The sequence below is a fragment of the Pseudoalteromonas sp. MMG012 genome (genome assembly GCF_018100875.1).
GTDB classification, from domain to species: domain Bacteria; phylum Pseudomonadota; class Gammaproteobacteria; order Enterobacterales; family Alteromonadaceae; genus Pseudoalteromonas; species Pseudoalteromonas aurantia.
Genome location: NZ_JAGJEF010000112.1, coordinates 1 through 9,822 on the forward strand (window position 1 = coordinate 1; position 9,822 = coordinate 9,822).

The following is a 9,822-nucleotide window of genomic DNA, read 5'->3' on the forward strand; positions in this document are numbered from 1 at the left end:
TGAGAAAAATAGCTTTATTGGGCAAATTCGCTTATCCAGATCTGAGGTTAACTATAACCAGTAAGTGGGTGAACTATGGATCTATTACGAATAATAATTGCGATATTGCTGCCGCCTTTAGGGGTGTTTTTACAGGTCGGTTTGGGAGGGGCTTTTTGGTTGAATATTTTACTCACTCTATTTGGTTATGTACCCGGCATTATTCATGCGGTTTGGGTGATAGCGAAAAAATAAACACGCCTTTCATAAGATAATTCAATATTTACATCAATAACCAAACGACCATGTAATACTTACATGGTCGTCTTGCCGTGACGCCTATCAAACGATTATGCAGCGTTATTTTCGTTCACTCTGGTTAATAACCGCGACAAGTAACGCAGGTAAAAAAGTCAAGCTTAATACCGTTGAAACCAATATACCACTGAGCACAATCACCCCTACGCCTCTATAAAGTTCTGTACCTTCACCTGGAATAAGTACCAAAGGCGCTAACCCAAATATCGTTGTTGCTGTTGACATCAAGATAGGTCTTAAACGCTTAGCCACTGCTTGTTCAACAGCTTCACGAACAGGCATAGCCTTATCTATAATGAAGCGTCGAGTTTGATCTACAATAAGAATCGGATTGTTTACCACCGTACCCAATAAAATGAGAAAACCTAGCATAGTGATCATATCAAACGGTTGGTGAAAAGCGGCGATACCGAGCCCTGTCAGCATACTATTAATCCCATTAACAGTAACCAGCCCCAGCAAACCACCTGCCATACCAAGCGGTACCGTTGCTAAAATAAACAGAGGATAACGCCAATGCGTAAATATAGCCACCAGCAGCAAATAACTTAAAACCAATGCAATCACAAAATTGCCTGACAACGCGGATTTAGTTGCTTCAAGTTGGTCTGCTGCACCACTGATATTGAGCTTAATACCTTGTGCAATTTTACCTTGCTGCCACAAATTTGGCAGTAACTGTTGGCGTACAATTTCTTCTGCAGTTTCTAACGCAACATCTCGTGGCGGAATAATGTAAACCGTGACTGTGCGATTTCCATCAACACGGCGTACAGAGTTACTATTTTTACTCTCCACCAAATCTGCCAGTGCATTTAACGGTAAAACCTGCCCATGAGGGGTAACAATTGGTGTATTAGCCAATTCAGTTAAGTCTTGTCGGTTTCCTGCACCACTAAACAAGAACATGTCGACTTTGTCATCATTCAAAATGAACTCATCAACATATGCTCCATCACTCATCGCTGCCACAGTATAACCAAAATCACCGTTACTGATCCCAAGCTCTGCCAATCTATGCCATCGCGGCTTTATTTCAATTAAAGGTTGTTCGAGTGCCAAAGAACCAGGGTCTGAGTCAATTTGTGGATTATCAAATAATCGCTCAGCCTCGCCATATACCGCTTCCGCCGCACTATATAATTCGGTGATATCGCTACCGGCTATATCAACAGCAACGGCACGCGTACCACCATCATTACTTGAAATAATTGACCCACGAGCAGAGAATGCACGCATACCATCATAGCTTTTAAATTTGGTTGTAATTGCTGACATCATCGCATTGATATTTTTTGAATCTACCGGTGCACTTAAAAACCAAATGCGGCCAACAGACACTGACATCGAGTAATACTCAAGTGGTGGCATTGTGGTTTTACCCGTATCATAAGCCACACTATTCGCTTCAACATGCGCATCAAAAAAGGTTCTTAACTCGGCGCCAATTTTTTCCATTTCCGATAGGTTATAGTTAGGCGGCGCAATCATCATTGAAAAAGCTTTCGGCTCTTCTCCTTCTGGCAAGTACTCCGCGGCAGGCATCAAAGTATATGCCAACCCTAAAATCCCAATAATGAATGCTACACTAATAACACGTGCTTGTTGCTGCGAACGCATAAACTGTTTAGATATTGATAACCACCATGTTCCAAGTTCAAACTGTTGTTTTTCATCTAAATCTTGTTTTTTACCAAAATGCGCAAGCGCCACTGGGACAACAAATAATGCAACGAGCATCGATGCAATGATGGCCCCTGAAATAGCAATGGCAATATCAGAATACAATTGCCCAGCTTCTTGCTCAACAAATAGTATCGGCGCAAAAACCAACACAGTTGTGGCTGTTGAGGCTAATACCGCAGGCCAAACTTCGGTCACACCTTTCACTGCTGCTAAACGCTTACTAAGTCCTTCTCGCTTTGCTTGCACAATAGACTCAAGTACCACAATGGTATTATCAACGGTCATACCGATTGCAAATGCAACACCAGCTAAAGAGATAACATTAATAGTACGACCGAAACTCATTAACGCAAAAAAAGCAGCAACCGTACATAACGGTATCCCCATTACGCCTACTAATGTCGCGCGCCCTGAGCGTAAAAAGAAATACATCACAAGCGTGGCCAATAATGCGCCTAATGCCAAGTTAGTCCATACGTTTTGCAATGAGCTTTTCACGTACTTTACGTCATCACTGAGCAACTTCAATTCCAAGCCATTCTGCGTTAATAGTTGCGCATTAAGCTCAGCAATAACCGGCAACATTTTCTCTTTTATCGCTAGTACATTGGAACCACTTTCTCGCCTAACCGATAAACTTAACGTACGTTCACCATCTGAATAAGACATACCGCGCGTCTCAAAGTGATCAAGCGACACACTGGCCACATCTTTGAGTAACACATTAGCTGAACCAATTCGTTTAATAATGAGGTTCTCTAATTCACTAAGTTTATCAAAACGCCCAACAACACGAAGTAAGTAGCGGCTCTGTCCACTTTCAATATCCCCGCCCGAAGCATCTCTATTTCGTGTTCTAATGGCATTTCTTACCTCAGTTAAGCTGATCCCACGCTGCGCTAACCGTGATGCATCTACTTTAATTTGGATCTGACGTTGTGCGCCCCCTCCAACTCGAACCTCAGACACGCCCGCTACACTTTCCATACGAGGGCGAATAAAATCTTCAGCAAAATCTCGTAATAAATCCATGTCGAGTTGCAACGGATTACCTTGTTGCGGTTTAAGCAAAAAATACATGAAAGCATTATTAGAGAATGAGCTGGAAAACAGCCTTGGTTGGTCAACGTTTTCAGGATAAGCGGGTACTTGGCTTAATGCATTATTAACACGAATAAGCGCGTCATTCACTCCAACACCAAATGGAAACTCTAACTCTACCGTTGCCTCGCCCATTTCTGCATACGATATCATCCGCTTTAAGTTAGGCAGACTTCTTAAATAACGTTCTTGCTCAATCAAGATTTCTTTTTCTACATCTTGCGGTGTCGCACCCGGCCACCCTGTCTGCACCGTGATCGTCCGTACTTCTAAGTCAGGGATCATCTGTACTGGAATATTTAGCGCAGAAATCAATCCTAATATTGTCGTGATCAGCACGACAACCGTGACTAGCGTTCCGCGTTTTACAGCAGCTTCAATCATAGCGCACTGCCTAATGTAGATTTAATGGTTAACGATGACCCATTCTTAAGTAATTCAATACCTGAAACAACAATATGTTCAGTGCCATTTAATCCAGTCACAGCCACTTTATCAGCGTGTGATTCGATAATATCAACTAAATATCTCGTTGCTATTCCACTTTCAATTGCAAATATACTACTTCCGCCATCTGGATGCTGTTTAATCGCACTTTTAGGTAACCACACGGTATTTTTTTGAGACGCCATATGTATTTTCGCTGTTGCAGACATACCTGTGATAAAGTCACCTGTCGCCATATTATTGCTTGGTAAATCTACATGTACAACAAACGTCCTGCTTATAGGGTCTGCAACTCCCACTATACGGCTCACAGTAATGTCTATTGCTCTGCTATCTAGTGTATCGGCATTTACCGTCGCACTAAGGTTAGGCTGTTGTATCATTTGCGTATAGTATTCTTGCGGTACATCCAATACCAAACGTAAGTTAGACTGGCCCACTAACGTCAGGACGCTATTTTGTGGTGTGATCCACTCTCCAATATCCACCTCTCTTTTTGCGATAATCCCTGAAAAAGGGGCATATAGTGTATGACGTTGTATTAATTCTTGTTGTAATGATACGGCAGCTTGTTGTTTAATCAATTCAGCTTGTGCGTTAGCCAAATTCGCTTTTCGTTCACCAATAAGTGTTTTTGCAACGCTTTGCCGGTTAGATAAAGCGACAACTTCGTCAAGGAGACGTTCAGCTTCTATTTTGGCAATATTAGCCGCTTGTAAACTCGCTTTCGTCTGATCTAATTCAAGCTTAGCTAACGTGGCGTTCAATTGCAGTAACTTATCCCCTTTGGCTACCTCAGTACCCACATCAACAAACAGCGTCGAAACCGACCCCGCTTCCATAGTTGCGATATTTGCATGTTGCGCTGACTCTATCGAGCCCGTTAATTGGATCGTCTCAGGGGAGCGGTCAAGTGTGGGCAGAAAAACATCAACCTCTGTTGAATTAGCATGGCTATCACTAGCAACACACATAATGGCAGTAGCCAACAAACATAATACGGCACGAGCAGCGACTTGCATAAAAACCTCTAATGATAATTATTTCTATTTAATTCTAAACACTTCGAAATTTAGCGCACCCTATTTGCGATAAATTACTAATAACGCCAGATGTGATGAAAATTACGCTTTTTTAGATTTAATAAACACAAAAGCAGGCTCACTGGAGAGCTTTCTATATGTGGCTGAGCACAGCACTTCAGCTTCTCGTGCCACCTGCCCTTCCGTTAGTTGTGTGACCACTAAACCCGATTGAGTTATCGCAGTGAATAATTGTGTCAATGAGCGTCGGAAAAACTGTACTTGTACTGGTTGCCCTATCGTTCCCCATACATCCGTCACCCTTTCTGTTGCAAAATAGTTGTTGGCTTGGCTCAATTCAGCCTCTGAACACGGGTGATGCGTTGAAAAAACAATATGTCCTGATGGCTTTAATACGCGATACACTTCGTTAAAAAAAGGCACCAAGTCTGCTAAATAATGCACCATTAGCGGACATATAATTAAATCTTTACTATTTGATGCTTCCCGTGGGAGGCCATGCGTTAGATCTTGCTGATAGACATTTACCTGTGCGCCTAAACGGTTTCGCACAAGTGCAACCATCGCATCAGAAATATCTACACAGGTCACTGATTTTGCATTTCGAGATATTAAATAGTCAGCATAAATACCTGAACCACAACCAAGATCTAATACATCTAAGTTTTTCACTCTATCTATTAGCGCTTGCAAAGAGGGCCGTTCATAATGCGCATTATATATATTACTTTGCACTACTTGGTCATATTCTGTTGCAAATTCGGTATACAGTTTCGATGTCATATTGCCTCTTGAATTCGCGTTCATAGCTACCTAAAACCTGCGAAATCTCATATTTTTAAAATAATTACGTATTGTAAGTTTCTAGAAAGCTTCGTGCTTTACATTACCTACATCAACTCATTCTGTCGTTAAATAAACACAATAGCACGGAATAACATTTTACCTACTTGCAAAGGATATAGTATGACTTTAACAAAAATCGGTTACATGGCTTGTCTACTAGCTTGCTCTACATATGTGCACGCCAACACACCCTCACCCGAATTAACATGGAGCTTAGGCATTGCCACAATCTCTCAAGACCAAGGCTATGTAGATGTAGGAAACGAAACCAATTTGATCCCGATAGTTGGACTACAATACGGTAATTTCTCTTTGCTCGGTCCGCGTGCCAGCTATCAATTTTTTGCCAATCAAACGCTAGAAATCTCTGCAATTGCCAACCTGCGCTTTGATGGTTATGAACAAGCCGACAGCGATATATTCAAGGGTATGGAAGACCGCGATATATTCAAGGGTATGGAAGACCGCGATATGAGTTTTGATGCGGGGATTGAAGCGGAAATAGACACGCAATTTGGTGAGTTCGGCGTCGAATTTACGCACGATATATCAAGTACCCATAAGGGATATGAATTAAGCGCAAGTTATGGCGTGCCTTTTATGATGAATAATGGACGAATAATACCTTATATTGGGGCAAATTATCAAAGCGATGATCTTGTAGATTACTACTTTGGAGTAATGCAAAACGAAACGCTCAGCACTCGCCAATTTTATCAACCAGGGGCTACAACAAGCTTTGAGATAGGCGTAAATAGCACCTGGATGTTCAATAAAAAGCACATGATAAAAGCGGATATTAGTTATTTATCTTATGGCAGCGATATCAAAGACTCGCCGTTAATTGATAAATCAGGTTCTGCACAGATTTTGGTTGGCTACGCGTATGTTTTTTAATGAGAGTGTATTTAAATACCTATACTTGATCAGTGTATGTGCCACTTTAATCGGGTGTAACAAGCAACCTTTAGAAACCGAGACGTTAGGTGATAGCGCAGATAAGCCAACTACAATAGTAAGTGACAGTGTTCACGCCACGCGAGTCAACAAAGTACCTGAACAGGTTTTCTATGGCCGCGTTCAAGGCTACACCAGTTATGATATGGCCTTGTTTGTCGATGGTAGAATCGATCACGTTGTCGTACGAGAAGGTCAACTGGTAAATAAAGGGGATGTACTAGCAACGCTGTACTCTCCAACCCTATCTCAGCGTGTTACGGCAAGAGAGTCTGATTATCAAAGTGCAAAAGCAGTGTTGCTTCAAGCTGAAGCTAAAAAAAAGCGCAGTACAGAACTGGTTCGCAAAAAGTTACAGTCTGATGCAATGTTAGAAGATGCCATTCGAGCTCTGCAAGTGTCAAAACAGCATGTTAACAATACACTTGCACAACTTAATGAAGCGCAGAATCAGCAACAAGAAACCCAATTAGTTGCACGTCACTCAGGCGTAATTGCAAAACTGTATTTACGCGGAGGCGACTATGTAAATTCAGGTAGCAATATATTGCGATTTGAGTCAACCGAGCGACAAAAAGTGACATTTTCAGTCCCTGAACGCATTTCGATTAAACTTGAGAACCAGCAGCAAGTAACAATAACATTACCCAATATTAATGCGACTTTTAATGGTCAGATCTCAGAACGGAGTTTGCCAAGTATTGGCGAACTTGCGTTATTCGATATAACCGTGTCTATACCAAACAGTACACCCAATAATGTCGGCCTTACAGCGCAATTACATTTACCTATTACCAATCAAACCTTATATAAAGTGGTACCATCAGCACTGCGTTATGATGCCCTCGACCAAGCTTACTTACTCACCGCAGATGGCACGACCCAATACCCTGTCTCGGTAGTCGCAATCGAAGAAAATGGTTTGCTTGTCACAAGCACCTCCTCACTTGAACAACCCCTCAGCCTTGTCTCTGAAACAAACAGCCAATTGAATTTGGCCCAACTAGTCAAAAGGTAACTTTATGTCTATGTCCCAAACCAAATGGTACCTACAAGCACGCTTAGTTCTTGGTATCGTCGCTATTTTAACGATGACAGGTCTTGTTGCATGGCATAGTGCCAATGAGCAAGAAGATCCAAGCTTCCCCTATAGAAATGGTATGATATTGCTGGTTAAACCAGGCATGGACATCACACAGCTGACAGATGAAGGAGTCAGACCTATTGAGCGAGTGCTCAGCGAAATAGACGAAATACAAACCTTCAGCGCGCGAATAAAACAAGGGTACGCAAATATTGACCTTGAACTGAAGGAGCACATTTACGATACCGACCCAATTTGGCAGCGGATCAAAGATCGTATTCGTCAACTTGAGCTTCAATTAAATCCTATTAATATTTCAGTACATGACCGTATTCAAGACACACAAGGCATTGTGTTATCTGTAAGCACAGGGAACGGCATACTCCATGACCATCGTTTCGCTTTAAAAATTAAGGACGAGCTACTCTCGCTTTCAGATGTTCGTACAGCAACCTTGATAGGTGCGCCTAAAGAGCAATTACAAATAGCATACTCTGCGCAAAGCATGAGAGAAACAGGAATAACGCCAACAAAAATAGCAAAGCATGTAGCCCAGCTCAATACCGAAGCGACCCCACCAATTTTACAAAACGGGTCATTTACAACGGGGTTGAACTCATTAACCCGAATCTCTACGTTAGATACAATCAAGGGTACGCAGATATTTTCACCAAATGGCAGTGCTATGTTACTGGCAAACATTGCCGATGTAGCCTACCGAATAGACCCAATTAGTAATGAACAATTTTGGATTGATGGCAAACGTACTGTGGGTATTGCACTTACATTACCCCCTGATACTATCCAAGTCACCGCTGTTGGTGCACGTATTAAGCAGAAAATCGCACAATTGAATCACCAATATGCTCCTTTCAAAGTGCATGTTCATTTATTCCAACCTGATTGGACTCAAAAGCGTCGTAGTTCACTCTTAACCTCATTGTTAGTCAGTTGCTTGGGTGTGACAGTGGTATTAATGTGCCTCATGTCATTTCGTAGCGCATTAATTGTTAGTGTCTCTATTCCAGCAATTGCGCTCTCTGCACTTGGTATATTTGGCATGTTTGGGGGGTTATTCATCAAATGACAATTGCAGGTTTGGTTCTCTCGTTGGGGTTAATGGTTGACAATAGCATCGTCACGGCTGAACGTATTGTTCATCACTTAGAGCAAGGCGCGTCTCGAGTGGCAGCACCTTTAATGGCCATTCGAGAGTTGTATAAGCCATTAGCAACTGCGACGCTTACCACCATTGCAGCATTCATTCCTATGTTACTGTCAAAAGGCAATGTTGCTGATTTCATCGCCACAATCCCAGTTCTGGTGATTATGTGTATTGTTTTAAGCTATCTAATTTCATTATCACTGGTCCCCGTTATGAGCATGTTTTTTGCCCGTAATTCCAAGCCTTACCGTACGACTAATCACCCACTTAGTACAATAGCAAAGGGTATCGCGTTGTGGTCTTTAAAATACCCAAAAAGCACATTAACAATGACTGTTGTATTCATTGTACTCATAATGAATTTGCCAAGCAGTCATGGTGAGTTTTTTCCGAAAACAAGTCGTAACCAAGCATATATTGATATTCAACTTCCTTTTGGTACCTCCGTCGACGAAACCACAAGAATAGCCAAACACATTGCTCACAAATTGAAAGGCAATGATAAAATTACCCATACCTATCTATTTTCAGGTAATTCAGGGCCCCGTTTTTACTACAATTTGGCACAACAGCCCAATGAAAGCCATATCGCACGTATCGTCTTTGAAACAACACCTGATACTCTAGTTTCATCAATTGTAGAACACCTTAACAAGCAATTTGTCGTCCAGTACTCTGATTTTATTGTTATCGCTCGTGAACTTGGCCAAGGGCCTCCTATTTCTAGCCCCATTGAATTGAGAGTACTTGGTGGCAGTGAGTACGCGAACTTAGCCGCATCAGAAGCTATATACTCTCTCCTGTCACAGCATCTTGATACTCAAAACACCCGGCGTAACTACGGATTAGGCAAACCGCAACTTGCACTATCGATTAACAAACAACAGTTACAACTGAGCCAGCTTACTGAACACGACCTCAATAGCTATTTGGCTTGGCAAAGCTCGGGGTTAACTGCAACCACTTTGAACTACACAACAAACCCAGTTGATTTAGTCATAACCGTTCCAAAGCCGGTTAACAACTCAACCGAATTGCTAAACACACAAGTTATGATGCAAGATAATCGCTTTATTCCCCTTTCATTGCTTGCAGAACAAATAGTTACCGCAGCTCCCCCCGTAATTACTCGCTACAATGGCTTTTATGCTCGCACCCTATTCGCTGATGTGCACCATAATGCAGACGAAGAAGAC

The 9,822-nt window shown here is 42.0% G+C and carries 8 protein-coding genes; 5 read left to right on the top strand and 3 right to left on the bottom strand.

What is annotated here, in order from left to right:
* Positions 1-75: 75 nt before the first annotated feature.
* Positions 76-234, top strand: a complete 159-nt coding sequence (locus tag J8L97_RS21520; protein WP_192507372.1) for a YqaE/Pmp3 family membrane protein — start codon at positions 76-78, stop codon at positions 232-234.
* 105 nt (positions 235-339) lie between these two features.
* Here J8L97_RS21520 and J8L97_RS21525 read toward each other — a convergent pair whose 3' ends face one another.
* The 3 genes from J8L97_RS21525 to J8L97_RS21535 form a co-directional block, all read right to left on the bottom strand.
* The gene (locus J8L97_RS21525) at positions 340-3,468 is read right to left on the bottom strand and encodes an efflux RND transporter permease subunit (RefSeq protein WP_211052688.1); all 3,129 of its coding nucleotides are present in this window, start codon (positions 3,466-3,468) and stop codon (positions 340-342) included.
* Positions 3,465-4,553, bottom strand: a complete 1,089-nt coding sequence (locus tag J8L97_RS21530) for an efflux RND transporter periplasmic adaptor subunit (RefSeq protein ID WP_211052689.1) — start codon at positions 4,551-4,553, stop codon at positions 3,465-3,467. Before J8L97_RS21530 ends, J8L97_RS21525 begins: the two co-directional genes overlap by 4 nt.
* Positions 4,554-4,655: 102 nt before the next feature.
* On the bottom strand, positions 4,656-5,357 hold the full coding sequence (locus tag J8L97_RS21535; RefSeq protein ID WP_211052690.1) for a class I SAM-dependent methyltransferase: 702 nt from the start codon (positions 5,355-5,357) through the stop codon (positions 4,656-4,658).
* A 183-nt stretch (positions 5,358-5,540) separates the two neighbouring features.
* On the opposite strand from J8L97_RS21535, the gene J8L97_RS21540 reads away from it, so the two are divergent.
* The 4 genes from J8L97_RS21540 to J8L97_RS23860 form a co-directional block, all read left to right on the top strand.
* Entirely contained in the window at positions 5,541-6,317 is a 777-nt protein-coding gene (locus J8L97_RS21540) for a MipA/OmpV family protein (RefSeq protein ID WP_211052691.1), read from the top strand.
* Positions 6,307-7,395 (top strand): efflux RND transporter periplasmic adaptor subunit, encoded by a 1,089-nt coding sequence (locus tag J8L97_RS21545; protein WP_211052692.1) that lies wholly within the window; start codon positions 6,307-6,309, stop codon positions 7,393-7,395. The genes J8L97_RS21540 and J8L97_RS21545 overlap by 11 nt, the downstream gene beginning before the upstream one ends.
* A gap of 4 nt (positions 7,396-7,399) precedes the next feature.
* Positions 7,400-8,548: an efflux RND transporter permease subunit gene (locus tag J8L97_RS23855; protein ID WP_211052693.1), complete on the top strand. Its 1,149-nt coding sequence runs from the start codon at positions 7,400-7,402 to the stop codon at positions 8,546-8,548.
* The coding region (locus J8L97_RS23860) for an efflux RND transporter permease subunit (protein WP_211052694.1) at positions 8,545-9,822 on the top strand (1,278 nt) is incomplete at its 3' end. The genes J8L97_RS23855 and J8L97_RS23860, both read left to right, overlap by 4 nt.